Genomic DNA, 24,762 nt, shown 5'->3' with positions numbered 1-24,762 from the left:
GGATGCGTCATGTCCTGAGCGACCCAGGGGTACAGGGAGTACCTCCGCGCCAGCGGGCGAGGGCAGGCAAGGCGTGCGGAACCGGGGCGACAACTTCGCACCGGTTCCGGAGCGCCATCAAAGGTCAGGGCTTGAAGTTGGCCGCGTCGCGCGCCCAGCCATCGAGCACGGGCTTCAGGTCGTCGAGGGTCAGGTGGGTGCTGGAGTTCTCCAGCGTCTTGCCTGCACCCTTGCGTACCACCTTGGCGACCGGCTTGCTGGTTGCACCATCCAATGCCTCGAATTCCACGAAGACCTCGGTGTCCTGATCACGCGTGCCGATGGCGGTCGACGTTGCCGCTACCACCAGCGCGATCGGGATGACCTCGTAGGCATGCAGGCCTTCGTTGGAGACTTCCACGCCGCTGATTGCGGTGCGTAGCACCAGGGTGTCGCGATCAGCCTGCTGGACGATGCGGTAGCGGCTGCCCAGTTGCAGCTCGACCTGCTTCTTCAGGTAGTCGGGGATTGCGTTGAGGGTGGTCTGATCGATGGTTTCGTTTGGTTTCGGCGGCGGGTAGTAGACCGGCCGCTCGACCAGCACTGAGCTGTAGTTCGCCAGTTTCAGGTTCGGGTCGACCCAGCGCAGCACCGGCTGGCCACTGGGTGACGTGGCGGGCTTGAGTTGCGAGTAGTCGCCGAGGAAGCCGGAGTATTGCGAGGCGTCTGGTTTCTGGCTGGAGCAGCCGGCCAGCGCCAGGGCGCCAGTGAAGAGCAGAGTGGGTACTACGTAGCGTCGCGTCATGGAGCATCCTTATTCAGAGTGTCACCGCGTTGTGCTTTCACCACATTGAACAACCCGTTGCTGACCCGGCTGTCGCGGCGGCCGCAGGGTATCCGCAGCCCTGCTCGAACCCGGTCGAACTTCACTGATGTCGGTCAATTCGGACCCAGGCAGATTCGTCCTACAATGCCTCGCCGATTCCCGTCGGCCGCATCAACGGCCCTCCGGCACCTCAATAATGAAGAGCGGAATCCGGTACTTATCCACAGTGCCTGCTTTCCTGCCAGCCTCTTAGTCGAAGGGCCCTTTGTCTCGCCCTCGGCCATCCATGACGGTCCCCTCGCGGCGACCGTACATCCGGTAACAAGAACCCGCCCGTGAGCGCGCGCGGACTTCTGATCCGATCAATCCGGGCCATTGATGGCCGAATTGCATCAAGCCTAGACGGCTTTGAAGAGCGCTGCGTGGCAGGGGTTCAGGAACCTGCGTCATGCAGAAAATCAAGGGTCTTACGACCTGGAACCAAGGTTTCAGATGCCTTTTCCTATGCCGATTGTGCATGGGGTAGGCGTTTCCGGCATTAGACGGAGGAGGGGTGGGTCGGAATCATGCGCCCCTTTTTTCGCAGGCATCGGCATCCCGATGATCCGGCGAACCCCGACTTCCACAAGAATCAAGGGTGACTCACTATGGGCAAAGCCAAGCTCAGCCTCGCCTGGCAGATCCTCATCGGCCTGGTACTCGGAATTGCACTGGGCGCCGCGCTCAACCATTTCAGCGCGGAAAAGGCCTGGTGGATCAGCAACATCCTCCAGCCGGCGGGCGACATCTTCATCCGCCTGATCAAGATGATCGTCGTACCGATCGTGATCTCCTCGCTGATCGTCGGCATCGCCGGCATGGGTGATGCGAAGAAGCTCGGGCGGATCGGTCTGAAGACCATCATCTACTTCGAAATCATCACCACGGTCGCCATCGTGGTCGGCCTGCTGCTGGCGAACATCTTCCAGCCCGGCGCCGGCATCGACATGAGCACCCTGGGCACTGTGGATATCTCCCAGTACGCTCAGACCGCCAAGGAAGTCGAGCACCACCACGCGTTCATCGAAACCATCCTCAACCTGATCCCGTCGAACATCTTCGCGGCCATGGCCCGTGGCGAGATGCTGCCGATCATCTTCTTCTCGGTGATGTTCGGCCTAGGGCTGTCCTCACTGCCGGCGCCGACCCGCGAGCCGCTGGTGAAGATGTTCCAGGGCGTGGCCGAGGCCATGTTCCGCGTCACCCACATGATCATGCGCTACGCCCCCATCGGCGTGTTCGCGCTGATCGCCGTGACGGTCGCCAACTTCGGCTTCGCTTCGCTGCTGCCGCTGGCCAAGCTGGTGGTGCTGGTGTACTTCGCCATCGCCTTCTTTGCCTTCATGGTGCTGGGCCTGGCTGCACGCCTGTTTGGCTTCTCGATCATCAAGCTGATGCGCATCTTCAAGGATGAGCTGGTCCTGGCGTATTCCACCGCCAGCTCCGAGACCGTGCTGCCGCGCATCATCGAGAAGATGGAGGCCTACGGCGCGCCCAAGGCGGTGAGCAGCTTCGTGGTGCCCACTGGCTACTCGTTCAACCTCGATGGCTCGACCCTGTACCAGAGCATCGCGGCGATCTTCATCGCCCAGCTTTACGGCATCGACCTGTCCATCGGCCAGCAATTGATGCTGGTGCTGACCCTGATGGTCACCTCCAAGGGGATTGCCGGTGTGCCGGGTGTTTCCTTCGTGGTGCTGCTGGCAACGCTGGGCAGCGTGGGCATTCCGCTGGAAGGCCTAGCCTTCATCGCCGGTGTCGACCGCATCATGGACATGGCGCGCACCGCGCTGAACGTGATCGGCAATGCCCTCGCGGTACTGGTGATCTCCAAGTGGGAAGGCGTGTACGACGCGCAGAAAGGCGCCCGCTACTGGGAAGCCATGCGCAACGGCCGTGTCGAAGCCTTCCTCGAAGGGGAGAGCCCGGACGGCAAGCAGAGCCCCATCACTCACTGACCCGAAAGGGTTATCCACAAGGCCCTGGCAATGTCCGGGGCCTTGTCGTTTCTGGCGCCCGAAGTGCCTGTGCCGCTATCATCGCGGCCATTCCAAGGGGGACTCTTCATGCTCAACGGCCTGTGGCTGAGCTTCTTCATCGTTGCGGCGGTCACTGCACTTTCCCGCTGGCTGCTGGGTGGCGAGGCCACCGTGTTCGCCGCCATGGTGGAAAGTCTGTTCGCCATGGCCAAGCTGTCGGTGGAGGTCATGGTGCTGCTGTTCGGCACCCTGACCCTCTGGCTGGGTTTCCTGCGCATTGCCGAGAAAGCCGGTCTGGTGGAGAAGCTTGCGGTGCTGCTCGGCCCGCTGTTCCGTCGCCTGATGCCGGAAGTGCCCGCCGGCCACCCGGCCATCGGCCTGATTACCCTGAACTTCGCCGCCAACGGCCTGGGCCTGGACAACGCCGCCACGCCCATCGGCCTCAAGGCCATGAAGGCGCTGCAGGAACTCAACCCCAGCAGCACCACCGCGAGCAACGCGCAGATACTCTTCCTGGTGCTCAACGCCTCGTCGCTGACCCTGCTGCCGGTGACCATCTTCATGTACCGCGCCCAGCAGGGCGCAGTGGACCCGACCCTGGTGTTCCTGCCCATCCTGCTGGCCACCAGTGCCTCCTCGTTGGTGGGCCTGCTCAGCGTGGCGGTGATGCAGCGCCTGCGCCTGTGGGACCCAGTGGTGCTGGCCTACCTCATTCCCGGCGCACTGGCGCTGGGCGCGTTCATGGCGCTGCTGGCCGGGCTTTCCGCGACAGCGCTGGCGCAGCTCTCCTCGCTGCTGGGCAACCTCACCCTGTTCGGCATCATCATGCTGTTCCTCGTCGTCGGCTGGCTGAAGAAGGTGCCGGTGTACGAAACCTTCGTCGAAGGCGCGAAGGAAGGCTTCGATGTCGCCAAGAGCCTGCTGCCGTACCTGGTGGCCATGCTCTGTGCGGTGGGCGTGCTGCGCGCCTCCGGTGCACTGGAGATGGCGCTGGACGGCATCCGCTGGGTGGTCGAAGGCGTGGGCTGGGACACCCGCTTCGTCGATGCGCTGCCCACCGCGCTGGTCAAGCCATTCTCCGGCAGCGCCGCGCGTGCGATGCTGCTGGAGACCATGCAATCCCATGGCGTGGACAGCTTCCCGGCCCTGGTAGCCGCCACTGTGCAGGGCAGCACCGAGACCACCTTCTATGTGCTCGCCGTGTACTTCGGCGCCGTCGGTATCCAGCGCGCCCGCCACGCCGTGGGCTGCGCGCTGCTGGCGGACCTGGCCGGCGTGCTGGCTTCCATCGGTGTCTGTTACTGGTTCTTTGCCTGAAGAGCTTGAGCGGCCTTGCGCGCCGACTGGGCCTGGAACAGCAGCCACTCGCGCTGAATCACGCTGTAGGGTACGAACACGCTCAGGCGTGACATGGCGGCCAGTTCCGGGCGGTTCGCCGGCGGCCGGAAGCCCGCCTGGAAGCCGATGTTGATCCCCACCACGCTGCCGTCACTGCCGATCAGCGGCCCGCCGGACATCCCTTTGGCGATGGCCGCGTCGTGCACGCCATAGCGTTCGCCACTGGCGGAGCCGTCATCGACGAAAGGCACCGGCCAGACCTTGCCCTTGCTGCTCATCGGGATGAGCAATGAACTGCTGCCCAACGCTGTGACCGTCTCGCCCGCGCGAAACTGACGCCATTGCGGCAGGGCACCATCGGCCTTGTGCACGATGAACAGCAGGTCGCAGCCGGTGCTGCAGTGATAGGCCTGGTGGCGCAGGAAAGGCGTATGGGCGGCGGTCACGGCATAGTCGGCGTTCCATTGCACCGCGGAGGCAACGATGAAGCCCGGAATCGGCGGGCCGGAGAGGACGGTGAAGTAGCGATCCGTCAGACGGTCATCGGTTTCTGGTGAGACCCAGCCGTTGCAGCCGGCCAGGGAAAACAGCAAGAAAATTCCCCAGATATTTTTCATATGAAAGCTCTCCCTTTTTTGTGGGAAAAGCTAACTATTAATAAGAGAAATTTCTTATATAAAAATAAGATTCTTAATTTGGATATTTCGTCCGGAATTATCTTGGATGATGAAAGATTCCTACATTTGATTCTGTAGGAATTAATTTATCCAGGGTGTCAAATATGTTGAATATAAATTTATATATATTTATATGAATGAGAGGTTGATCGCTAAACTCGGTCTTCCGACGAACGGTTGCGAAGCTTTCGCCAAGCTTTCAATTCCAGTAAATATGGGCCTTTCAGCCATTTTCTGATTGTCGAGTCGACGTCTTTACACATAGGGTTACAAATAAATCACCCATCCAGGGCCTGCCTGCCGCGGATGGGGATCATCGATTTCCCTTCTGGGAAGTCCCCCGTGTAACAGCCCTGAGTGATGTTCTTATGGCCTCGAACAACTCCAAAGCCAAAGCCGTCTTCCGTGTGGTGAGTGGCAATTTCCTCGAGATGTATGACTTCATGGTGTATGGCTTCTATGCCACCGCCATTGCCAAGACCTTCTTCCCCGGTGATGACCCCTTCGCCTCCCTGATGCTGTCGCTGGCGACCTTCGGTGCCGGCTTCCTGATGCGCCCGCTCGGCGCCATCTTCCTCGGTGCCTACATCGACCGCCACGGCCGCCGCCAGGGACTGATCATCACCCTCGGCCTGATGGCCATGGGCACTCTGCTGATCGCCTTCGTCCCGGGCTACGCCACGCTCGGTGTGGCAGCGCCGTTGCTGGTGTTGTTCGGGCGCCTGCTGCAGGGCTTCTCCGCGGGTGTGGAACTGGGTGGCGTGTCGGTGTACCTGGCGGAGATCGCCACTCCCGGCAAACGCGGCTTCTTCGTCAGCTGGCAGTCGGCGAGCCAACAGGTCGCGGTGGTCTTCGCCGGCCTGCTGGGCGTGATCCTCAACCACTGGCTGAGTCCGCAGGACATGGGCGAGTGGGGTTGGCGCGTGCCCTTCTTCGTCGGCTGCCTGATCGTCCCGGCGCTGTTCATCATCCGCCGCTCGCTGGAAGAGACTCCCGAATTCCAGCAGCGCAAGCATCGCCCGACCCTCGGCCAGGTGCTGCGCTCCATTGGCCAGAATTTCGGCCTGGTACTGGCCGGTACCGCCATGGTGGTGATGACTACGGTGTCCTTCTACCTGATCACCGCCTACACGCCGACCTTCGGCAAGAACGAGCTGCACTTGTCGGACTTCGACAGCCTGCTGGTAACCATGTGCGTGGGCCTGTCCAACTTCATCTGGCTGCCGTTGATGGGCGCGGTGTCCGACCGCATCGGGCGCAAGCCGCTGCTGCTGGCCGCCACCGTGCTGGCGCTGGTCACCGCCTATCCAATGCTGTCCTGGCTGGTGGCCGAGCCGAGCTTCGCGCGCCTGCTGGAAGTGGAGCTGTGGCTGTCCTTCCTCTATGGCAGTTACAACGGCGCGATGGTCGTTGCGCTCACCGAGATCATGCCGGCGGACGTGCGCACCACCGGGTTCTCCCTGGCCTACAGCCTGGCGACCGCGACGTTCGGCGGCTTCACCCCGGCGGTTTGCACCTGGCTTATCCACACCCTGGACAACAAGGCCGCGCCGGGCATCTGGCTCAGCGGCGCAGCAGCCCTCGGCCTGCTCGCTACCCTGGTGCTGTTCCGCAAGGGCGCGCGGACGAGAGAGGGGGCGCTGGTCGCTGGGGCCTGAGGCGCTCTGCGACGTTCTGCCCCAGCACGGTTCCGGGTGGCATTGACTTAGGTCAGGCCTGCCCGGGGCCGGCAGGAGAAGGATAGGGTCAACCCAATCCCTCTTCGCCAGCGGAGAACGCGTCATGATCACCCACACCACCGCCGAGCTCGCAGCCCTCGGGGCTGTAGGCGCCGATCACTGGATAGAAACCCTCGAGGATGGCAGCCATGTGCTGATCCGTCCGTTGCGCGCCGAAGACCGCGAGCGCGAACGCCTGTTCCTCGAGCGCCTGTCCCCCATGACCCGCAAGTTCCGCTTCCATGGCGAAGTGAAGATCGATGACAGGCTGCTCGACCGCCTCATGGACGTCGACTACCAGACCACCATGGCCTTCATCGCTCTGACCCATGTGGATGGCGAACTGCGCGAAGTCGGCATCAGCCGTTACGCAGCTGTGGATAAGCAACAGTGCGAATGCGCGGTGACCGTCGCCGACGACTTCAAGCAACTGGGTCTCGGTCTTGCGCTGATGCGCCACCTGATCGACGTGGCCAAGCGCAATGGCTTCCACCAGATGTACTCGATCGATTCGTCCATGGACCGCGACATGCGTGACATGGCCCGCGAGCTGGGCTTCCGCGCCCAGATCGATCCGGACGATTCCTGCCAGGTCATCCGCCGCCTCGCGCTCTGAAGCCTGAAGGTGTTCCGACGGAGCTTCAGCTCCGTCGGCGCCACAGCGCCAGCCCCAGCAGCCCCGCCAGCAATAACGCGCCCAGAGCCGCCAGCGGATAGACCATGTCGTCATCCAGTAGCGGCTTCTCGATGCGCAGATACCCCTCGTCCTTGAACAGTTGCTTCGCCACTTCGTTGGCGTGGGCCAGGTTGACCTTTGCCAGGCGCTTGTCCTCGTCGGGGAACTTGCCGTCGTCGAAGTCCGCCAGCGCGCCCCAGTAGTAATCCGCCAGGGTTGAATTGCCCGGCGTGCTCCAGGCCAGTTGCGCACGCGCCACGCGCTGGATGCGGGCAAAGCGCTGCGGGTCCAGGCCTTCGTGACGGATCTTCTCCACCAGTTCCCTCAGGGCCTGTTGCGCCTCCTTCTGTTCATCCCGCTCGACATTCGCGTTCAGGCTCATGAAGCCCTGATTGGCCCAGGCAGTGCGTTCGCTCCAGGGGCCGTATGACAGCTCTCGGCGTACTCGCAGCTCGGTGTAGAGTGCGTCGTTCAGGTAGGCCTGCAGCAGGTCCAGCGTGGCGCCATCGGCATCCTCGGGCTCCGGGAATATCCAGTGCAGTACCGCGCTTTCGCCGAACAACCCGGTGGTCAGGTTGCGCTGGCGCTCCGCGGTGTTCTTCATCTGCGGCAGGTCGCGGCGTTCCGGGGTGTCGTGATCGACCAGGGCGCCATAAGTGCGGCCCAGGTAGACCGGCAGGCGCGGATCGAGGTCGCCGACGATGATCAGGGTCATATTGCCGGGGACGTACCAGTCCTTGCGTAGCTGCTCCAACTGCGCCTGGGTGAGGTTGTCCACAGGTGCGCGCTCATCGCAGGACAGCCCCAGTTCAACCGCCAACTGCTCCTGTCCGGCGCGGCTGACGTTCTGGTGGTCCAGCCAGCGTTGCAGGTGCGAGTAATGGCCCCCGTCCTCGCGTACCAGGACTTGCTTGGCGGAGTCGATCTTGCGCTGGTCGAGTTGGGTGCGGGTGATGATTTCCAGTAGCAGGTCCAGCACCTGACGCTGGGTGGCGGCGGGAGATTCGACCACGAAAGCGGTGTCGCCTTCGCTGGTGTACGCGTTCCACTGACCGCCCAGGGCCTGCATGCGCGCTTCCAGATCAGCTTCGTCGCCGCCGTCCAGGCCGCTGAAGAACAGGTGTTCCATCAGGTGCGGAAGCTGGCGGTCGCGGCAGCTGAAATCGCTGAAGCCGACGCCGACGATCAGGCGGATCGACACGTGCCCCTTCTCGCGGGTGGGCTTGAACAGCACGCCCATGCCGTTCGCCAGCTGGTAGGCCTCGACCGTCTGTCGCTGGTCGGCATGGGACCAGGCGCTGAGCAGCAGGGACAACAGGGGGACGAACAACCAACGCATGAGCGGTGTGCCTGAACGCAAAGCCGTGAGGATAACGGATTGACCGGCACGAACCCACCGCGTTCAACCTTGGTCGGGTGGCATCTTTGGTCACGGAGCTGGCTTGTGTGGTCACTGTCGGTGCTGGCGCAGTGGAACTACGCTCCATTCATCACCCCGATCAACGGACCCGTCGTTCGCTCCATGCCGAGCGATCTGGAGGCCACATGCGTGTCCTGATCACAGGCGCGGCGGGATTTCTCGGTCAGAGCCTGCTCAACGAGCTTGCCGTCCAGCACCTGGACTGGACGCTCATCGCCGCCGATATGCAACGGATCAAGTCCCAGGGCCTGCGGCCGAACATCGAACCGGTGACGCTGGACCTGAGCGTGGCCGCCAATACGCGGGCCTGTGTGGAGCACTGGAAGCCCGATGCGATCGTGCACCTGGCCGCAGTCGTGAATCCGCCACGGGAGATGACGCCACAGAAGCGCCACGCCATCGAAGTCGGCGGTACCCGCGCACTGATCGAAGCAGCGCGGGACACTGGCGTTCAGCAACTGATAGTGACCAGTTCCGGCGCCGCCTACGGGTTTCACCGCGACAATGCCGAATGGATCGACGAATCGCACCCGCTGCGTGGCCATCCACATCTGCTCCACGCTCGCTGCAAGCAGGAAATCGAGCAGCTGCTGGCCAATGCTCGGGAGCGTTATCCACAACTCAAGCAACTTATTCTGCGGCCCGGCACCATCCTTGGCCGACGTGTGCATAACCCGCTGGCCGAACTTTTCGCCCGCCCCACACTGATGGGGGTATTAGGGCACCGTAGCCGCTTCGTATTCATCTGGGACCAGGACGTCGTGAACGTGATTCGCCAGGGACTGGAGCGCGGTAGCGAGGGCATCTACAACCTCGCCGGCGATGGCGCATTGTCCATGCGCGAGATCGCCGGCCTGCTCAACAAACCCTACCGGCCCATGCCGGCAAGCCTGATGCGCGTAGGGTTGGGGCTGCTCAAGCCGCTCGGATTGTCGCGTTTCGGACCCGAGCAGGTGGACTACCTGCGCTACCGGCCGGTGCTGGACAACCGCCGACTGAAGGAAGAATTCGGCTATGAGCCGCGTTATTCCAGCCGCGAGGCGTTCCTGGCCTACCTTGCCGCGCGGGGCCCGCACGGCTGATTCCAACACTGTGGAAATCCTGTAGACAAGTCTGTTGAAAAGCCTGTGACAGGCTCCTGGCAGTGCCCGTCAGTTCTCGGACTGGCGCCGCCGTTGGCGATACTCGCCCGGTGTCAGTCCTGTCCAGTGCCGGAAGGCGCGGAAGAATACGCTGGGCTCGGAGTAACCGAGCAGGGCGGCGATGTCCGTGGCTGGCAGGTTGCCTTCCCCCAGGTAGCGTTCCGCCAGTTGCCGGCGAGTATCGGCCAGCAACTGTTGATAACTGCTGCCTTCCTCCGCCAACCGGCGCTGTAGTGTGCGTTCGCTCAGGCCCAGTTCACTGGCCACGGCGGCGCGCCCGGGTTCGCCACGGGTCAGCTGCTCGCCGAGCAGGGCGACGACCCGGCCGCTGATGCTGGCGCTGGGCAGCCGGGCGAGCAATCCTTCTGCGTGCTGGCGCAGCAGGTCGCGCAGCGGTGGGTTGGCCTGTGGCAGCGGAGCGTCGATAAGCGCCCGGGGTAGACCCAGGGCATAGTCCGGCGCGTCGAATTGCAGCGGGCAGTCGAAGGCCTTTTCGTAGTCCGCGAGGCTTTCCGGCTGGCGGTGCATGAAGCGGCAACCGGCCAGCTGCAGTCCGCTGAGCAGGGCCTTGAGCTGGCGTGCCCAGAAACCCAGCAGCGCCAGCGCACGGGCGCGGGTGGCGGGCCGTTCGGGGTTCAGCGGTCGGTAGGCCACCCAGATGACCTCGGCTTGTGCCTCGATGGCGACCTGGCCGCCTTCGCCGACCAGGCGCTGGTAGCGCATGGCCGATTCGAGAGCGTCGCCCATCGTGGTGCTCGACTGCAGCAGGTAACCCAGCGCGCTGAAGGATGCCGGCGACAGAGCACGGCCCATGGCCAGGCCGGGTTCGTCATGCTTGAGGTCGGTCTGGATCACCTGCCACATCCGCTCCTGCAGCGCGAAGTCGATGCGCGCGTCCGGGTCGCTGAGCTGGGATTCCTGAATGCCGCTGGCAGCGAGCAGCGCGTCGCGGTTCAGACCGAGACGCACAGCCGCCAGCAGGATGGCCTGGGTCAGGCTGGCGCTGACCGAGGGGGGGCGTTGGGATTGAGTGCATGCTTCCATGGCGGCGGATTCTGCCCGAACCCTGGGCGTCGTGATATCAGGACTTTGTAGGGCCTGAGCGAACGTTCTGATGGAACCTTCGCTCAGGCCCTTCGGCCATCAACCCGTCGCGCTGGAGCCGGGCGAAGCCGGCCGCTGGTGATCCCGTACCGCCTCGACTTCGCGCTCGACGAAGTCCTCGTCTTCCACAGGCTCACCGATTGCCGAACCGCTGGCATCCGGGTTGTCCAGAACAGCATAGGCGATGGCGCAGAACAACGAGTTCAAGCGCTTCATGTCGCTGATCAGATCCAGGTGCAGCGAGCTGGTCTCGATGCTCTGCACCACCTGCTGGCGCAGGCGGTCGACGTGGGAGTGGGCGAACCGCCGCTCCTGCAGGCGGAAGCGCTGCTTGGCGCGGCGCAAGCGCTTGGCGCCTTCCTGATCGCCGTTGAGGAACACCGAGAGGGACAGGCGCAGGTTGGCCACCAGCTGGCCGTGGAGCACGGTGATCTCTTCCAGGCCATTGTCGGAGAAGGAACGGCTGCGCGATGTCTTCTTGTCCTGCACGGCGCCGAGCATGTGTTCGATGATGTCGCCGGCCTGCTCGAGGTTGATCGCCAGCTCGATGATCTCCGCCCAGCGGCGGCTGTCGGCTTCGCTCAGGTCCTCGCGGGGCATCCGCGCCAGGTACAGTTTGATCGCTGTGTAGAGCGCGTCGACGTCGTCATCCTGCTTGCGGATCTCCTTGCCCAGTAGCGGGTCGCCGCTGTGGATAACCTGCATCAGGTTATTCAGCATCTGCTCGACGATATCGCCCATGCGCAGGGTTTCGCGCACCGCGTTGACCAGCGCCAGGCTGGGTGTGTCCAGCGCCGCCGGGTCGAGGTGTCGCGGCCGCACTATGTCTTCGGGCGAATGGCGGTCTGGCATGACGCGGGTACAGAAGGCTGCCATCTGCCCGGTCAGTGGCAGGCAGGCGAGGCAGCGGGTGGTGTTGTAGAGCACGTGGAAGGCAATCACCAATTCTGCGGTACTGAACTGCCAGTGGTCGATCCAGTCGGCCAGCGGGCCCACCAGCGGCAGCACCAGGGCACAGCCGGCAACCTTGAACAGCAGGCTGCCCAGTGCCACGCGGCGGCCGGCGGCATTCTGCGAGGAAGCGCTGATCATCGCCAGGATGCCGCTGCCCAGGTTTGCACCAATGACCAGGCATAGCGCCACCTTCAGCGAGATCACCTTGGAGGCCGCCAGCGTCGCGGTGAGCAGCACGGCGGCCAGGCTGGAGTAGGAAATCATCGCGAACAGCGCGCCGGTGAGGGCGTCCAGCATCACGTCGCCGGTGAGGCTGGAGAACAGCACCTTCACGCCTTTGGCCTGGGTCATCGGCTCGGCGGCGGCGACGATCAGCTGCAGCGCGAGGATGATCAGCCCCAGGCCGATGAATACCCGGCCGAGCTGGCCCAGGCGCGACTTCTGCCGGCCCAGGAAGAAGATCACCCCGAAGAAGATCAGCAGCGGTGACAGCCAGGACAGGTCCAGGGTCAGTACTCGCGCCATCAGCGCCGTTCCGACGTCCGCGCCAAGCATGATCGCGAGCGCCGGCGCCAGGGCCATCAGCCCGGTGGCAACGAAGGACGTCGCCAGAAGCGCCGTGGCGTTGCTGCTCTGCACCAGGGCGGTGACACCGATGCCGGCGGCGAAGGCCAGCGGGCGTTTTTCCACGCTGCGGCTGAGGATTTTTCGCAGGTTACTGCCGTAGACCCTGAGGATACCGGTGCGGACGATGTGTGTGCCCCACACCAACAGGGCTACGGCAGAGAGCAGATCGAGCAGTTTGAGCATGTCGGGCCCCCTTGCACGCAAACGGGTCCGTGGGCGGAGCGTCCGTCGACGGACCCTGTAACGACCTCGCCCGCGGCTCCGTACAGACAGCGCGGAGGGCCGAGAAGGACACGGCAGCATTCAGGCGATTGTCACAAGACTGTCATGGTAGACCCTCGTTCTTCCCTGAGGGTTCGCCAAATCTCTGATTTGCCGGGATTCCTGTCTGTGAGTAAAGCCGATCAACAGCGGTCGCGAGAGCCTTCGCATCGGTTATTTCGCACGGAATCGCAGGCGGATATGTCTAGACTGCCTAACCATTCGCTGAAAGAAGCGGTCACCGACATAAATGCATCACAGGCCGAGGAGAAGTCGTATGCGTGGGTCGTTCCCCCTCCTGATTGCACTGGCGGTCGCCGGTTGCGGTGACAAGTCGGCGCTGCCGTTCACTGCCGGCACCGGGCCGCAACCACAGCTGCCGGAACCCCAGAGCAGCGTTCTGCCCACCGTCAACATTGCCACCGCCACTGGCTGGCCTGCGGGGCAGATGCCGCGCCCGGCCGAAGGCCTGGAAGTGCAGCGCTTCGCCGACCAGCTAGAACATCCGCGCTGGCTCTACGTACTGCCCAACGGCGATGTGCTGGTGGCGGAAAGCTCGGCACCGCCGAAGGAGGAATCCGGCGGACTGAAGGACTGGGTCGCCGGCAAGGTCATGGCCAAGGCAGGGGCGTCGGTGCCCAGCGCCAACCGCATCACCCTGCTGCGCGATGCCGACGGTGATGGCGTGCCGGAGCAGCGCAGCGTGCTGCTCGAAGGCTTGTTCTCGCCCTTCGGCATGGCCCTTGTGGATAACTGGTTGTACGTCGCCAATGCCGACGCGGTGGTGCGCTTCCCGTACAAGGTCGGTGAAACGACCATCAGTGCACCGGCGGAAAGGGTCGTCGATCTGCCGGGTGGCCCGATCAACCATCACTGGACCAAGAACATCCTTGCCAGCCCCGATGGCCGCTACCTCTACGCCACGGTCGGGTCGAACAGCAATGTCGGCGAAAACGGCCTGGATGCCGAGAAGAACCGCGCGGCGATCCTGCAGATCGATCTCTCCAACCGCAGTGTGCGCGTCTTCGCCTCCGGCCTGCGCAATCCCAACGGTCTGGACTGGGAGCCGAACACGGGCGCGCTGTGGACAGCCGTGAACGAGCGGGACGAACTGGGCAATGACCTGGTGCCCGATTACATGACCTCGGTGAAAGATGGTGGCTTCTACGGTTGGCCCTGGAGCTACTTTGGCCAGCATGTGGATAAACGCGTCGAGCCGGCGCGTCCGGAGATGGTGGAGAAGGCGCTGGTGCCCGATTACGCCCTCGGTTCGCACACCGCCTCGCTGGGCCTTGCCTTCTATCAGGGCAGCCTGCTGCCGGAGCGCTATCGTGGCGGAGTGTTCATCGGCCAGCACGGCTCGTGGAACCGCAAGCCGCGCAGCGGCTACCAGGTGGTGTTCATCCCCTTCGGCGGCGGCAAGCCCAATGGCCAGCCAGTGACGGTGCTCGACGGCTTCGTCAACGACCAGGACGAAGCCATGGGCCGGCCGGTCGGTGTCGCTGTGGATAAGTTCGGCGGCCTGCTGGTGGCCGACGATGTGGGTAACACCGTGTGGCGCCTGCGCCCGGCTACCCTGAAGTGAATCGACGAGGAGAAGCCATGGCCCTGGCCCGCCGTATCACCCTGATAGCCCTGTTGCTGGCGCTTGGCGCCTGCAGCAGCCTGTTCGGCACACGCGACCCGCTGCGCATTGATCTGGTCGGCCTGGAGCCTGCGACCGGGCAGGGCATGGAGGCGCGTTTCACGGTCAAACTGCGGGTGCAGAATCCCAATGATCAGGCCATCGACTACAACGGCATCGCCCTGGACCTGTCGGTGAACGGCCAGCCGCTGGCCAGCGGAGTGAGCGACGCCAGCGGGCAGGTGCCGCGTTTTGGCGAAAAAGTGATCAGTGTTCCGGTGAGCATCTCGGCGTTCTCCGCCTTCCGCCAGGCCTGGGGTCTGTCGGGGGGCCCGCCGCGCCAGGGTATGCCCTACGAGATCAACGGCAAGCTGGCGGGTGGTCTGTTCGGCACGGTGCGCTTCAGCGACAAGGGCGTGCTGAACTGGCCGGAGCCAGTCGCACGGCCTTGAAACCGATCAATGGTGAATAAAAAGGGCTGTGAATAAAAAGCCGGGCAGTGAAAGCCCGGCTTTTGTTTTTCCACAGTGCGCCTGTGGGTAGCGCTTGTGGACTATTGGCCCGGAATGTCCTTGCGCAGTTTTACCGGGTCCGCGTCCTTCTTCCCACGTGCGGTGCGCATGCGGATGTTCAGCGCTTCCACCGCCAGCGAGAAGGCCATGGCGAAGTAGACATAGCCCTTGGGCACGTGGACTTCGAAGGCTTCGGCGATGAGCACGGTGCCGACCACGATGAGGAAGGACAGCGCAAGCATCTTCAGCGACGGGTGCTGGTCGATGAAGTCGCTGATGGCGCCGGCCGCCAGCATCATCACCATGACCGCGACGACGATGGCCGCGACCATCACCGGCACGTTGGAGACCATGCCCACGGCGGTGATCACCGAGTCCAGCGAGAACACGATGTCGATGATGGCGATCTGGATGATGGTGCCGATGAAGCCGCCCATCACGCTCTTGGGTTCGCCCTCGGTTTCGTCCTCGCCTTCCAGGCCATGGAAGATCTCGGTACTGCTTTTCCACAGGAGGAACAGGCCACCGAAGAACAGGATCAGGTCGCGCCCGGAGATGCCCTGGCCGAACACGTGGAACAGGTCGGCGGTCAGGCGCATGACCCAGGTGATCGAGAGCAGCAGCAGGATGCGCGTGACCATCGCCAGCGCCAGCCCGAAGAAGCGCGTGCGCGGTTGCATGTGCTTGGGCATGCGGCCGACCAGGATGGAAATCATGATGATGTTGTCGATACCCAGGACGATCTCCAGGGCAGTCAGGGTGAAGAACGCAATCCAGATTTCAGGGCTGGTCAGCCATTCCATTTACTTGGGTCTCGAGGTCAGTCGTTGAAGAGGGGGAACAGGCCCAGCAGCAGCGCGGCGGCGAGGATCGCCAGGCACACCAGCACGGCCCACTTGAGGGTGAAGCGCTGGTGGTCGCCGAAATCCACCTTGGCCAGGCCCACCAGCAGGTAGGTGGAGGGCACCAGCGGGCTGAGCAGGTGCACCGGTTGGCCGACGATGGAGGCGCGGGCCATTTCCACCGGCGTGATGCCGTACTGCGCGGCGGCCTGGGAGAGTACCGGGAGCACGCCGTAGTAGAAAGCATCATTCGACATGAAGAAGGTGAACGGCATGCTCACCAGCGCGGTGATGGTCGCCAGGTACGGTCCCAGCGCCGGCGGGATCACCGCCAGCAGGCTCTTGGACATGGCTTCGACCATCCCCGTTCCCGAGAGAATTCCGGTGAACACCCCGGCGGCGAAGATCAGTGAAACCACCGCGAGGACGTTCTCGGCGTGGGCGCCGATACGCTTCTTCTGCTCCAGGATGCAGGGATAATTCACGATCATCGCAATACCGAAGGCGATCATGAAGAGAACCGGCATCGGCAGGAGTCCGGCGATCAGGGTGCCCATCAGGATCACGGTGAGCACGGCGTTGAACCACAGCAGCTTCGGTCGACGCGCCTCAGGGAACTGCGAGACGCTGACCTCTGCCATGGCCTCGTGGTCGGTGGGCAAGTGCAGCTCACCCAGGCGTGCGCGCTCGCGTTTGCCGTAGACCCAGGCCAGGCCGAAGATCGCCGCGATGCCGGCGAGCATGGCCGGGATCATCGGCACGAAGATGTCTGCCGGGTCCACATGCAGCGCACTGGCCGCGCGGGCTGTGGGGCCGCCCCAGGGCGTCATGTTCAGCACGCCACTGGAGAGCATGATCAGGCAGGCCATCAACAGCGGACTCATGCCCAGGCGGCTGTACAGCGGCAGTACGGCGGCCACGCAGATCATGTAGGTGGTCGAGCCGTCACCGTCCAGCGAGACGATCATCGCCAGCGCGGCGGTGCCCATCGACACCTTCAGCGGGTCGCCCTTCACCAGCCTGAGGATGCGCCGCACCGCCGGGTCGAAGAGCCCGGAGTCGATCATGATGGCGAAGTAGAGGATGGCGAACATCAGCATCACGCCGGTCGGCGCCAGGGTGCGGATGCCGTCCAGCATCATCGGCCCCAGCCCCTTGGCGAAGCCGCCGAGCAGGGCGAAGGCGATCGGGACCAGGATCAGCGCGATCAGCGCCGACAGACGCTTGGTCATGATCAGGAACATGAAGGTCGCCACCATGGCGAAGGCGAGGAAAGTCAGCATGGGGATAACTCCGGGTCGGCGCGGGGGATTCAGCAGCGGCTGTGGATAAGCACGCGTGGTGCGGACGGAGTCGGGGCGGGTAGAGACAGGAAGCGGGGCATGAGCGATCACCGATTGTTGTTTTTGTACGCTGCGCGAACGCAGGTCCGGCCGGGAGGACCGAGGCGGCGATGCTAGGGGGTCAAGCTTTCAGCAGGCTTTCGGCAGGATTTCCGCTGATCGACGGGACTTTGCTGTAGAAGCAAGCTTGCTCGCGAACGGATGACAGGGTCATGTGGGTAAGTCGTGAAGCCCAGGCCAGCGGTGTGAATAACCGTCTTCCGATCATCGCCGGGCTGGCAGCGGGGGTGCATTGCAGGATGGTGTGGAGCGCAGCGATACCCATCGATGCGACACCGGGGGGACCCGGGCTCAGCGACGCTGGAAAGCCTTGGCTGGCGGCTGCCAGTCCATCAGGTCGTTCTCCCTCGCGGTGGCGTTGACCTTGAGCCAGGCGCTCATGCTGTCGCCAGTTGCCTTGCCGTAGAGCCTGTGGGAGTAGATCACCCCCGTACCCGTGCCGTTCTCCAGCTTGAGGCGGGTGAACACTGCTTCGATGAAGCTCGGTTGCGGGAACACGGCCGCAATGAAGTAGACCGCGGGCTGGCTGCCCCGGGCGGGGCTGGCGTCGACCTTGAGGATGATCGCGCCACGCTGCTGGTAGTTGTCCAGTACAGCGTTGGCCACTGCCGCCATCTGCTCGGCGTTCCTGGCCGCCTCATAGCGGTGCAGGGTGACCATGTCCTGCCACTTCGCCAGGTCCTCCTGGCCTTGTGGCGTGAATTCATGCTGATCCTCCTGGGACCAGCGATGGAAGTAGTCGCTACCGGCAAAGATAAATTCCTTCGTCACGCTCGCGGCCCACGACAGAGGAGCGACCAGAGCCAGCAGGATCAGCCATCTACGCACGGTGTTGCCTCGTCGTGGGAGAAAAACGCTGGCGTCGGGTCAGTTGATCGACCACATCAGGATCGCCTGTACCCATTGTGGATCACTGTATTGGCGATGGGGGACTGCTGGCGTGATTGCCTGAGCGCCGCTTCCAGGCAGGGGCCATTGATCTCGCCATTGCTGGCCGCGCTGCCCGTGGCATCAGTCATCTGAGAAAGGCGGTGACAGTCCTGAGTGCATTGCCGGTATTCAAGGACCGGACGGTGGTTATGCGGACGATCACCCGAGCATCTGGATGAGGCCCATCACCAGCAGCAGGCTGGCGCCGGCCAGCAGCGTCTGCAGGGTGATGATCCCGGCCATCAGCCCGCTCTCGCCGCCCAGTTGGCGGGTCAACACATAGGCGGTCGGAGCTGTGGGTAAAGCGAAGAACAGCACCAGCAGCGCGCTTTCCAGCGCCGGCAGGGCCAGCAGGCGGGCGATGGCGAAGGCCAATAGCGGCATGGCCAGCAGGCGGACCGCACAGTTCCAGCCCAGCGCCGACACTTCCGCACGCAATTCCTGTGGCTGCAGTGCCGCGCCCACGCAGAGCAGGCCCAGTGGCAGGCTGGCCACGGCCAGCAGGTTGAACAGCCGGTCCGTGCCGCCCGGCAGGCCGATACCCGTCACGTTGAGCAGGGCGCCGGCCACGCAGGCAAGGATCAGCGGATTCTTCACGATGGGCAGCAGCAGCGAGCGCAGGCTGATGCCGCGCTCGGCGGTCAGTGCCCATACCGACATCACGTTCACCGTCGGTACCATCAGTGCCAGCATTAGCGCGGCCAAGGTCAGCCCCGGCTTGCCGTAAAGGCTACCGACCGCGGCGAGTCCGAGGTAGGTGTTGAAGCGCAGTACGCCCTGGGCGATGGCGCCGAAGCGCGCGGCGTTCCAGCCTCGCAGGCGCTTGACGAGCAACAGGGCGATCCAGGCGATGCCCAGGCCCAGCATCACCGCCAGCGCCTGGCGGGCCAGGCCGGGGTCGTTCAGCGGGGCGCTGGCCAAGCTGCTGGCGAGCAGAGCGGGGAACAGGATGAAGTAGTTGAGTCGCTCTGCCGCCGGCCAGAAGGCGTCACCGGGAAAGCCTTTGCGGCGCAGCACGAAGCCGCCGACGATCAGCGCGAACAACGGCCAGAGGGCCTGGAACAGAGCGGTCACGGCAACCCCGCGATGGTGGTGGGAGCGGGCATCTTGCCGAGCGCGTGCGGGGAAGGGCAAGGCGTGTGGATAAGTTTATTGCCCGACTTGCAGCGGTTTTCCACAACGACCAGCGCTGTGGAAAACCTTGTCCACAGCGTCAGCGGCGGAAGCCGCCTCCGCCGAAGTGACCACCGCCGAAATGACCGCCGCCGAAGCCGCCGCCACCCCACTGGCGCTGGGTCTCGCCGAAGCGCTGCTGACCTGTCTGGCGCGATTGCCACTGCTGGTCGAGTTGGCTGCGCATTTCGCTGCGGTCCTGCTGCACCGGTTGCCAGCCATTGTCAGTGTGCTGCTGCCAACCCCCATCCTGGGTGTGCTGGTAGACGTTGCCGTCGTGTCCGGCGTAGACGTCGCCGTTCTTCCAGGCCACGGCGTTCCCGGTGCGGCGGTTGTAGCTGACACCCTGGTTGTTGTGGTCGTAGCTGCCGCGACCATCATCCACGTCGCCGGAGACACCGCGCTCGGCGATGGTGGTGCGACCGGTCTGGGCGTTGTGCTGGATGCCTTGCTGGCCGGCCTTGAAGTCACCGCTGTCCGTGTTGTACGCCACGCCGCTGCGCCCAGCTCCAGACATGCCGGTGGACGGATTGGCGTAGGCGCCACGCCGACCGGCCACTCCCTGGTCGGTATAGGGGTTGAACGCCGCTCCCTGGCTGCCGGCGAACCGGGCGCCGGTGCGCGGGTTGTAGCCGGCGGCGGAGCTGCCTTGCCATTGCGTGCCGGTCCAGCCGTTGTAGCCATAGGCGTGGGTGACGGTGCCCTGACCCCAGCGCCCGTAGAAGTTGGCCTGGTTGATGTTGGTGTAGCTCCAGCCTCCGGCCGGGTAAGGGCCCCAGTACGGACCCCAGTAGGGTTCCGGCGAGCCCCACCAGGCTCCGGCGGCATAGCCGAAGGCGAAACCGGTCAGCGCGCCCACCGCAAAGCCCGCTCCGTAGCCGTAGGTCGGTGGATAACCATAGTAAACGGTGCTGCTGACGTAGGCGGGATAGGTGTAGCCGGTGCCGTAGACCACTGTGCCGTCGCTGTTGACCACCACACCCAGGTAGCCCGGCGTGTAGCCGACCACGATGGTTTGCGGGGTGACCGAGTAGATGTGCACGTAGGTCACGTAGTAGACCGGCGAGCTGGGCGGGATGCCGTAGATCGCCGCCGGTACTTCGGTCGCTACCTGCCAGGGGCCGTTGGCGCTGGGGGCGACGAACCAGACGCCGTTGCTCACGGCGAAGAACTGATTGGCCGCGACCTCGATCACGGGTGTCGGCGTGTTCACCGCGTAGTTGAGGGCAGTGCCGGAAATGGGTTGGAAGCTCGGTGCGCCGTCGTAGTTCACCTTCAGCGTCGTCTTGCTGCGCGAGACGCTGGCGGTCTGCGGGATGCTCGCGGCAATGGCGGCCTCCTTGGCTTGCGGTGTGCCGGGGACCGAAACCAGTACGTTGGCCTTCGGGTCCTTGGCCGAGATCTTCGCGAAGTCGGCGGGCAGGTCCTTGCCCGGCACGTAGGTCCATGGGCCTTTCTCGCCGGGGCCGCTGAACCAGCGGCCGGACACCAGTACGTACCAGGTGTTGTGGGTCGGGTCGACGAACACCGCGTGATCGGCGTTCTGCATCGTCAGCAGGCTGACGCCGTCCACGGGCTGCATCTGCGCGGTACCGTCGCTGACGATGAGCTCGGTGGGCTGTGTCGCGACCAGCACCGCCGGCGCCTTCGCCGGCTGCTTGCCATCCTTGGGCAGCAGCGCGTCCACCGGCCCGGCTTTCTGCGCCAGTTGCTGCGCGCTGACCAGTGCCTTCGGCGGCTGGCTCAGCACCAGCCAGCTGCCGTCCAGCGCCTGGGACGTGTACCAGTTGCCGGCGGCGTTCAGGTAGTGATTGCCCTGGGCGTCGCGCAGGAGCAGCACACGGCTGTTGATAACCCGCTCGAAGTCGCTGCCCGTCAGGGCTTGCCACTGTGGTTGGCCATCGATCATCACCAGCACGGTTGGGGTGCTGGCGAAGAGGATCTGTGGCGCATCGTTCTTCACTTCGACGTGGCGCAGCTTGTCCAACTGCTGGTTCACCGCGTAGCTGGCCTGCAACTGGTCGAGGGAGACCGTCAGGCCATCCTTGGGCAAGCGCGCCACCAGGGCATCGCGCACCTTGCCGGCGCTGTCCGGGGAGGTGGGAACTTCGACCTTGTCGATGCGTAGGTCGGTGAGCTGCACCAGGCCACTGGCCTTGTCGATGGCCGCCGCAGCGGAGAACTGCGCCACGCCATAGGTGGGAGCGTCCTTCGCGGCGCCGACGGCGATGGCCGCACGGCCGCTCATGCGAGTGCCGTCCCAGTCCTCGATCTGCGGCTGGAAGATCTGCACATGCTGTTCACCCAGGGCGAAATCACGGGGCCAGGTCAATTGGGCGGCGGTGGCGGGCGGTTGGACGTCGGCGGCCTGTGGGTAAGTCGGTAGCAGCGACAGCCCGATGGCGAGTGCCAGGGCAGACAGGGTGGGGCGTAGAGCCATGATGGGACCTTCCTGGAAGAGAGCTGCGATCAACGATAGTGCAGCCGGAAGGGCCTCGCGCGTGTTCGAGTTCTCTCTTGCGCCATGCTGGTGCACTTTCGCCCGCAAGGCAGCTTTTTCTTATGGCGCAACGACATATTTAATAATTTTCCGAGCCTCCCGCTTCGGCCACCATCGGTCTGTCAGACATGTCGCGAGACAAAGCCTTCAGGCGCTGAGCCATAGAGCTCGATGCCGCGCATGTCCCGGTTTTACCGGCCTCCTGGCCACTGCCGCAGTAAATCAACAACAAAGCCAAACGGCTGTGGGAGTGCTTCATGATCAAGTCCTTGCTCGTGCGTTCCATCGCGTGTTCTGCCCTGGCTCTCGCCGCCGTTTCCGGCGCGCAGGCCGGCACCCTGTCCATCGGCCACACCACCTGGGTCGGCTACGGCACCCTCTACCTCGCCCGTGACCTGGGCTACTTCAAGGAACAGGGCCTGGACCTGCAGCTGACCACCATCGAGGAAGCCTCGATGTACATGGCAGCCCAGGCTTCCGGCCAGCTCTCCGGCTCCGCTTCCACCATCGACGAAATCCTCAAGTACCGGCCCAAGTTCTGCTTCAAGGCGGTGGCTGCGCTGGACGACAGCCATGGCGGCGACGGCGTGCTGGTAGGCAAGGACGTCACCAGCCTGGCGCAGCTCAAGGGCCAGGAGGTGGCGGTGAACGAAGGCTCCGTCTCGCAGTTCTGGCTGGCCTACCTGCTCAAGCACGCTGGCATGAACATGAGCGACATCAAGGTGCAGAACATGACCGCCGATGACGCGGCCAGCGCCTTCATTGCCGGCCGTGTACCCGCCGCCGTGACCTGGGAGCCGCACCTCTCCCTGGTACGCGAAAAACAGCAGGGCAAGGTGCTGGTGGACAGCTCCACTACCCCCGGCGTGATCGTCGACGTGGTCGCCCTCAACTGTGACGTCATCGAGAAGCAGCCCGAGGACGTGAAGGCCCTGGTGAAAGGCCTGTACAAGGCCGTGCAGTACACCAAGGAGCACCCGGACGAGGCCTACGCGATCATGGCCAAGGGCGTCGGCGGCTACCTCTCCGATCCCAAGGCCCTGGCCGAAGCCGCCAAGGGCGTTCGCTTCTACGACAAGGCCATGAGCGAGCAGCTCATCGGTACCCCCGGAAAGCCCGGCGACATCAAGGGTCTGATCCGTCTCGCCAACGAGACCTGGAGCGGCCTGCAGGGCAAGCGCCTGGAAGTCAGCTACGACGACCTGGTCGATCCGCGCTTCGTTTCCGAGTAACCGTCTCACTCTATGTCCCCGCGGGCGGCCTGGCGCCGCTCGCCTGGAGGAATCCGCGATGCCTCGTCGTTCGCAATCCTGGCTCAGCCGTTGCCTGACGCCCAAGGTCGACCTGCCGTTGAAACTGGTCTGGTCCGCCGGCACCTTGTGCTGGCTGCTCGTGTTCGGCCTGTGGGCCGGGCTTTCCTACGGCGGTGTGGTGCCGGCGATGTTCCTGCCCACCCCGGACGCGGTGCTCGCGGCCGGCGTGCGCCTGGCCAGTGACGGCACCCTCGCCACCCACGTGATGGCCAGCGTCAAGGTGGTGATGATCGGCTTCATCATCTCCTCGCTGGTGGCGGTGCCGCTGGGGCTGCTGATGGGCAGCTTCCGCATCGTCCAGGCCTTCCTCGAACCGCTGGTGAACTTCATCCGCTACCTGCCGGTGACCTCCTTTGTACCGCTGTTCATCCTGTGGATCGGTATCGGCCTGGAACAGCGCGTCACCGTGATCATCTTCGGCGTGTTCTTCCAGCAACTGGTGATGATCGCCGACGTCTCCCGCGGCGTCGCCAAGGACCTGGTCAACGCGTCCTACACCCTGGGTTGCAACCGCCGCGACGTGGTCCTCCACGTACTCGGCCCGGCCTCGCTGCCCGGCGTACTCGACACCCTGCGCGTGACCATGGGCTGGGCCTGGACCTACCTGGTGGTTGCCGAGCTGGTAGCCGCCTCCAGCGGCCTGGGCTACATCAGCCTCAAGGCCATGCGCGGCTTCCAGGTCGACGTGATCTTCCTGGCGATCGCCATCATCGGCCTGCTGGGCCTGATCACCGACCAACTGTTCCGATTCATCCGACTGAAGGTGGCGTCATGGGCGCAGTAGCGATCAAGCAGGAAGAACCAGCCGTGACCGGTCAGCAACCCGGTACTCCGCCCCGCCTGCGGGTGGAGAACGTCAGCCTGCGCTACCGCACGCCTGAGGGCGGCACCTTCAGCGCGCTGGAGAACGTCTCCTTCGAGGTGCCGGACCAGCAGTTTGCCGTCATCGTCGGCCCCTCCGGCTGCGGCAAGTCGAGCCTGCTCTACCTCACCGCCGGCCTGGCCGAACCCACCGAAGGCGACATCTACGTCGGCGGCCAGCTGGTCGACGGCCCCGGCGCCGATCGCGGCATGGTGTTCCAGAGCTACACCCTGTTCCCCTGGCTCACCGTGCGGCAGAACGTCGAATTCGGCCTCAAGCGCCGCGGCATGCCGGCGGCCGAGCGCCGCGAGATCGTCGATTACTACCTCGACGAAGTCGGCCTGCGCCGCTTCGAGAACAACTATCCCAAGCAGCTCTCCGGCGGAATGATGCAGCGCGTGGCGATCGCTCGCGCGCTGGCCAACGACCCGCAGATCCTGCTGATGGACGAGCCCTTCGGCGCCCTCGACAGCCAGACCCGCATGCAGATGCAGCAATTGCTGCTGCGCGTGTGGGACCACAGCAAGAAGACCGTGGTGTTCGTCACCCACGACATCGACGAGGCCATCCTGCTGGGCGACCGCGTCTACGTCATGGGCGCGCGGCCGGGCTGCATCAAACGCATCCTCGACGTGCCCATCGAGCGCCCGCGCTCGCTGGACATGGTCATGGACCGCCAGTTCATCGAGATGAAGCGCGAAATCCTCGGGCTGCTCCACGACGACCTGGAAGAAGCGCACTGACCTGCCGCCGGTTGGCGCCTCCTGCAGGGCGCCGGCCGATGCGGTGATTCGCTGCAGCACCGTTCGGCCCCCTTTCCCATCGGGAGAGGGTTGGGGTGAGGGGTTCTGCCATTCACGCAA

General features: G+C 64.3%; 22 protein-coding genes. 10 read left to right on the top strand and 12 right to left on the bottom strand.

Annotation, left to right across the window (positions count from 1 at the left end; all coding sequences use genetic code 11):
* Positions 1-124 precede the first annotated feature (124 nt).
* Entirely contained in the window at positions 125-784 is a 660-nt protein-coding gene (locus ACKI1H_RS04790) for a DUF3313 domain-containing protein (RefSeq protein ID WP_440467787.1), read from the bottom strand.
* Between the two features lie 668 nt (positions 785-1,452).
* Between ACKI1H_RS04790 and gltP the strand changes: the two genes are divergently transcribed.
* Together gltP and ACKI1H_RS04780 are read left to right on the top strand one after the other, a co-directional pair.
* Complete coding sequence (gene gltP / locus ACKI1H_RS04785) at positions 1,453-2,802, top strand: glutamate/aspartate:proton symporter GltP (RefSeq protein ID WP_440467786.1); 1,350 nt, start codon at positions 1,453-1,455, stop codon at positions 2,800-2,802.
* Between the two features lie 108 nt (positions 2,803-2,910).
* Positions 2,911-4,140: a nucleoside recognition domain-containing protein gene (locus tag ACKI1H_RS04780; RefSeq protein WP_440467785.1), complete on the top strand. Its 1,230-nt coding sequence runs from the start codon at positions 2,911-2,913 to the stop codon at positions 4,138-4,140.
* Here the strand turns inward: ACKI1H_RS04780 and ACKI1H_RS04775 are convergent.
* On the bottom strand, positions 4,122-4,754 hold the full coding sequence (locus ACKI1H_RS04775) for a serine protease (protein ID WP_440467784.1): 633 nt from the start codon (positions 4,752-4,754) through the stop codon (positions 4,122-4,124). The two genes, ACKI1H_RS04780 and ACKI1H_RS04775, sit on opposite strands and share 19 nt — an antisense overlap.
* Positions 4,755-5,206: 452 nt before the next feature.
* On the opposite strand from ACKI1H_RS04775, the gene ACKI1H_RS04770 reads away from it, so the two are divergent.
* Both ACKI1H_RS04770 and ACKI1H_RS04765 read left to right on the top strand, forming a co-directional pair.
* Complete coding sequence (locus ACKI1H_RS04770) at positions 5,207-6,496, top strand: MFS transporter (RefSeq protein WP_138523439.1); 1,290 nt, start codon at positions 5,207-5,209, stop codon at positions 6,494-6,496.
* A gap of 124 nt (positions 6,497-6,620) precedes the next feature.
* Positions 6,621-7,172 carry a GNAT family N-acetyltransferase gene (locus ACKI1H_RS04765; RefSeq protein ID WP_138523437.1) on the top strand — a complete coding sequence of 184 codons (552 nt, stop codon included), beginning with the start codon at positions 6,621-6,623 and terminating at the stop codon, positions 7,170-7,172.
* Between the two features lie 25 nt (positions 7,173-7,197).
* Here ACKI1H_RS04765 and ACKI1H_RS04760 read toward each other — a convergent pair whose 3' ends face one another.
* Complete coding sequence (locus tag ACKI1H_RS04760; RefSeq protein ID WP_138523435.1) at positions 7,198-8,571, bottom strand: M16 family metallopeptidase; 1,374 nt, start codon at positions 8,569-8,571, stop codon at positions 7,198-7,200.
* Positions 8,572-8,777: 206 nt separating this feature from the next.
* Between ACKI1H_RS04760 and ACKI1H_RS04755 the strand changes: the two genes are divergently transcribed.
* Positions 8,778-9,734 (top strand): NAD-dependent epimerase/dehydratase family protein, encoded by a 957-nt coding sequence (locus ACKI1H_RS04755; RefSeq protein ID WP_440467783.1) that lies wholly within the window; start codon positions 8,778-8,780, stop codon positions 9,732-9,734.
* 69 nt (positions 9,735-9,803) lie between these two features.
* On the opposite strand, the gene ACKI1H_RS04750 is transcribed toward ACKI1H_RS04755, so the two are convergent.
* Entirely contained in the window at positions 9,804-10,838 is a 1,035-nt protein-coding gene (locus ACKI1H_RS04750; RefSeq protein WP_440467782.1) for an AraC family transcriptional regulator, read from the bottom strand.
* A 99-nt stretch (positions 10,839-10,937) separates the two neighbouring features.
* Complete coding sequence (locus tag ACKI1H_RS04745) at positions 10,938-12,662, bottom strand: Na/Pi cotransporter family protein (protein ID WP_138523429.1); 1,725 nt, start codon at positions 12,660-12,662, stop codon at positions 10,938-10,940.
* A 355-nt stretch (positions 12,663-13,017) separates the two neighbouring features.
* Here ACKI1H_RS04745 and ACKI1H_RS04740 point away from each other — a divergent pair, with 355 nt between their 5' ends.
* Positions 13,018-14,325, top strand: coding sequence for a PQQ-dependent sugar dehydrogenase (locus tag ACKI1H_RS04740; RefSeq protein WP_440467781.1), 1,308 nt, complete (start codon positions 13,018-13,020; stop codon positions 14,323-14,325).
* Between the two features lie 17 nt (positions 14,326-14,342).
* On the top strand, positions 14,343-14,816 hold the full coding sequence (locus ACKI1H_RS04735; protein WP_138523425.1) for an LEA type 2 family protein: 474 nt from the start codon (positions 14,343-14,345) through the stop codon (positions 14,814-14,816).
* 101 nt (positions 14,817-14,917) lie between these two features.
* On the opposite strand, the gene ACKI1H_RS04730 is transcribed toward ACKI1H_RS04735, so the two are convergent.
* The 7 genes from ACKI1H_RS04730 to ACKI1H_RS04700 form a co-directional block, all read right to left on the bottom strand.
* The gene (locus ACKI1H_RS04730) at positions 14,918-15,679 is read right to left on the bottom strand and encodes a TerC family protein (RefSeq protein ID WP_138523423.1); all 762 of its coding nucleotides are present in this window, start codon (positions 15,677-15,679) and stop codon (positions 14,918-14,920) included.
* A 17-nt stretch (positions 15,680-15,696) separates the two neighbouring features.
* On the bottom strand, positions 15,697-17,001 hold the full coding sequence (locus ACKI1H_RS04725) for a CitMHS family transporter (protein WP_138523421.1): 1,305 nt from the start codon (positions 16,999-17,001) through the stop codon (positions 15,697-15,699).
* Between the two features lie 411 nt (positions 17,002-17,412).
* Positions 17,413-17,949, bottom strand: a complete 537-nt coding sequence (locus ACKI1H_RS04720) for a hypothetical protein (protein WP_440467780.1) — start codon at positions 17,947-17,949, stop codon at positions 17,413-17,415.
* A gap of 56 nt (positions 17,950-18,005) precedes the next feature.
* Positions 18,006-18,140, bottom strand: coding sequence for a DUF2388 domain-containing protein (locus ACKI1H_RS04715; RefSeq protein ID WP_138523419.1), 135 nt, complete (start codon positions 18,138-18,140; stop codon positions 18,006-18,008).
* Between the two features lie 70 nt (positions 18,141-18,210).
* Positions 18,211-19,185 (bottom strand): AEC family transporter, encoded by a 975-nt coding sequence (locus ACKI1H_RS04710; RefSeq protein WP_440467779.1) that lies wholly within the window; start codon positions 19,183-19,185, stop codon positions 18,211-18,213.
* 79 nt (positions 19,186-19,264) lie between these two features.
* Positions 19,265-21,664, bottom strand: a complete 2,400-nt coding sequence (locus tag ACKI1H_RS04705; protein ID WP_440467778.1) for a carbohydrate-binding family V/XII — start codon at positions 21,662-21,664, stop codon at positions 19,265-19,267.
* A gap of 139 nt (positions 21,665-21,803) precedes the next feature.
* Positions 21,804-21,983 carry a hypothetical protein gene (locus tag ACKI1H_RS04700; RefSeq protein ID WP_138523413.1) on the bottom strand — a complete coding sequence of 60 codons (180 nt, stop codon included), beginning with the start codon at positions 21,981-21,983 and terminating at the stop codon, positions 21,804-21,806.
* Between ACKI1H_RS04700 and ACKI1H_RS04695 the strand changes: the two genes are divergently transcribed.
* From ACKI1H_RS04695 to ACKI1H_RS04685, 3 genes are read left to right on the top strand one after another with little or no spacing between them, the layout of a single operon-like run.
* Positions 21,982-22,956, top strand: a complete 975-nt coding sequence (locus ACKI1H_RS04695; protein ID WP_138523411.1) for an ABC transporter substrate-binding protein — start codon at positions 21,982-21,984, stop codon at positions 22,954-22,956. The two genes, ACKI1H_RS04700 and ACKI1H_RS04695, sit on opposite strands and share 2 nt — an antisense overlap.
* 58 nt (positions 22,957-23,014) lie before the next feature.
* A complete protein-coding gene (locus ACKI1H_RS04690) occupies positions 23,015-23,821 on the top strand; it encodes an ABC transporter permease (RefSeq protein ID WP_024764976.1) in 807 nt (268 codons plus the stop codon).
* Entirely contained in the window at positions 23,809-24,642 is an 834-nt protein-coding gene (locus ACKI1H_RS04685) for an ABC transporter ATP-binding protein (RefSeq protein WP_440467777.1), read from the top strand. Before ACKI1H_RS04690 ends, ACKI1H_RS04685 begins: the two co-directional genes overlap by 13 nt.
* Positions 24,643-24,762: the final 120 nt, after the last annotated feature.

It is taken from the genome of Pseudomonas sp. YH-1 (assembly GCF_051990045.1).
In the GTDB taxonomy this organism is placed as follows: Bacteria; Pseudomonadota; Gammaproteobacteria; order Pseudomonadales; family Pseudomonadaceae; genus Pseudomonas; species Pseudomonas nicosulfuronedens.
The sequence above is the reverse complement of the archived record's forward strand: the minus strand, read 5'-3'. Positions and strand labels throughout refer to the sequence as shown.

Excerpts from the sequence above, each read along its gene's own strand:
- ACKI1H_RS04790 (WP_440467787.1), bottom strand. The coding sequence starts at position 784 with ATGACGCGACGCTACGTAGTACCCACTCTGCTCTTCACTGGCGCCCTG.
- gltP (WP_440467786.1), top strand. The coding sequence starts at position 1,453 with ATGGGCAAAGCCAAGCTCAGCCTCGCCTGGCAGATCCTCATCGGCCTG.
- ACKI1H_RS04780 (WP_440467785.1), top strand. The coding sequence starts at position 2,911 with ATGCTCAACGGCCTGTGGCTGAGCTTCTTCATCGTTGCGGCGGTCACT.
- ACKI1H_RS04770 (WP_138523439.1), top strand. The coding sequence starts at position 5,207 with ATGGCCTCGAACAACTCCAAAGCCAAAGCCGTCTTCCGTGTGGTGAGT.
- ACKI1H_RS04765 (WP_138523437.1), top strand. The coding sequence starts at position 6,621 with ATGATCACCCACACCACCGCCGAGCTCGCAGCCCTCGGGGCTGTAGGC.
- ACKI1H_RS04760 (WP_138523435.1), bottom strand. The coding sequence starts at position 8,571 with ATGCGTTGGTTGTTCGTCCCCCTGTTGTCCCTGCTGCTCAGCGCCTGG.
- ACKI1H_RS04755 (WP_440467783.1), top strand. The coding sequence starts at position 8,778 with ATGCGTGTCCTGATCACAGGCGCGGCGGGATTTCTCGGTCAGAGCCTG.
- ACKI1H_RS04750 (WP_440467782.1), bottom strand. The coding sequence starts at position 10,838 with ATGGAAGCATGCACTCAATCCCAACGCCCCCCCTCGGTCAGCGCCAGC.
- ACKI1H_RS04745 (WP_138523429.1), bottom strand. The coding sequence starts at position 12,662 with ATGCTCAAACTGCTCGATCTGCTCTCTGCCGTAGCCCTGTTGGTGTGG.
- ACKI1H_RS04740 (WP_440467781.1), top strand. The coding sequence starts at position 13,018 with ATGCGTGGGTCGTTCCCCCTCCTGATTGCACTGGCGGTCGCCGGTTGC.
- ACKI1H_RS04735 (WP_138523425.1), top strand. The coding sequence starts at position 14,343 with ATGGCCCTGGCCCGCCGTATCACCCTGATAGCCCTGTTGCTGGCGCTT.
- ACKI1H_RS04730 (WP_138523423.1), bottom strand. The coding sequence starts at position 15,679 with ATGGAATGGCTGACCAGCCCTGAAATCTGGATTGCGTTCTTCACCCTG.
- ACKI1H_RS04725 (WP_138523421.1), bottom strand. The coding sequence starts at position 17,001 with ATGCTGACTTTCCTCGCCTTCGCCATGGTGGCGACCTTCATGTTCCTG.
- ACKI1H_RS04715 (WP_138523419.1), bottom strand. The coding sequence starts at position 18,140 with ATGACTGATGCCACGGGCAGCGCGGCCAGCAATGGCGAGATCAATGGC.
- ACKI1H_RS04705 (WP_440467778.1), bottom strand. The coding sequence starts at position 21,664 with ATGGCTCTACGCCCCACCCTGTCTGCCCTGGCACTCGCCATCGGGCTG.
- ACKI1H_RS04695 (WP_138523411.1), top strand. The coding sequence starts at position 21,982 with ATGATCAAGTCCTTGCTCGTGCGTTCCATCGCGTGTTCTGCCCTGGCT.
- ACKI1H_RS04700 (WP_138523413.1), bottom strand. The coding sequence starts at position 21,983 with ATGAAGCACTCCCACAGCCGTTTGGCTTTGTTGTTGATTTACTGCGGC.
- ACKI1H_RS04690 (WP_024764976.1), top strand. The coding sequence starts at position 23,015 with ATGCCTCGTCGTTCGCAATCCTGGCTCAGCCGTTGCCTGACGCCCAAG.
- ACKI1H_RS04685 (WP_440467777.1), top strand. The coding sequence starts at position 23,809 with ATGGGCGCAGTAGCGATCAAGCAGGAAGAACCAGCCGTGACCGGTCAG.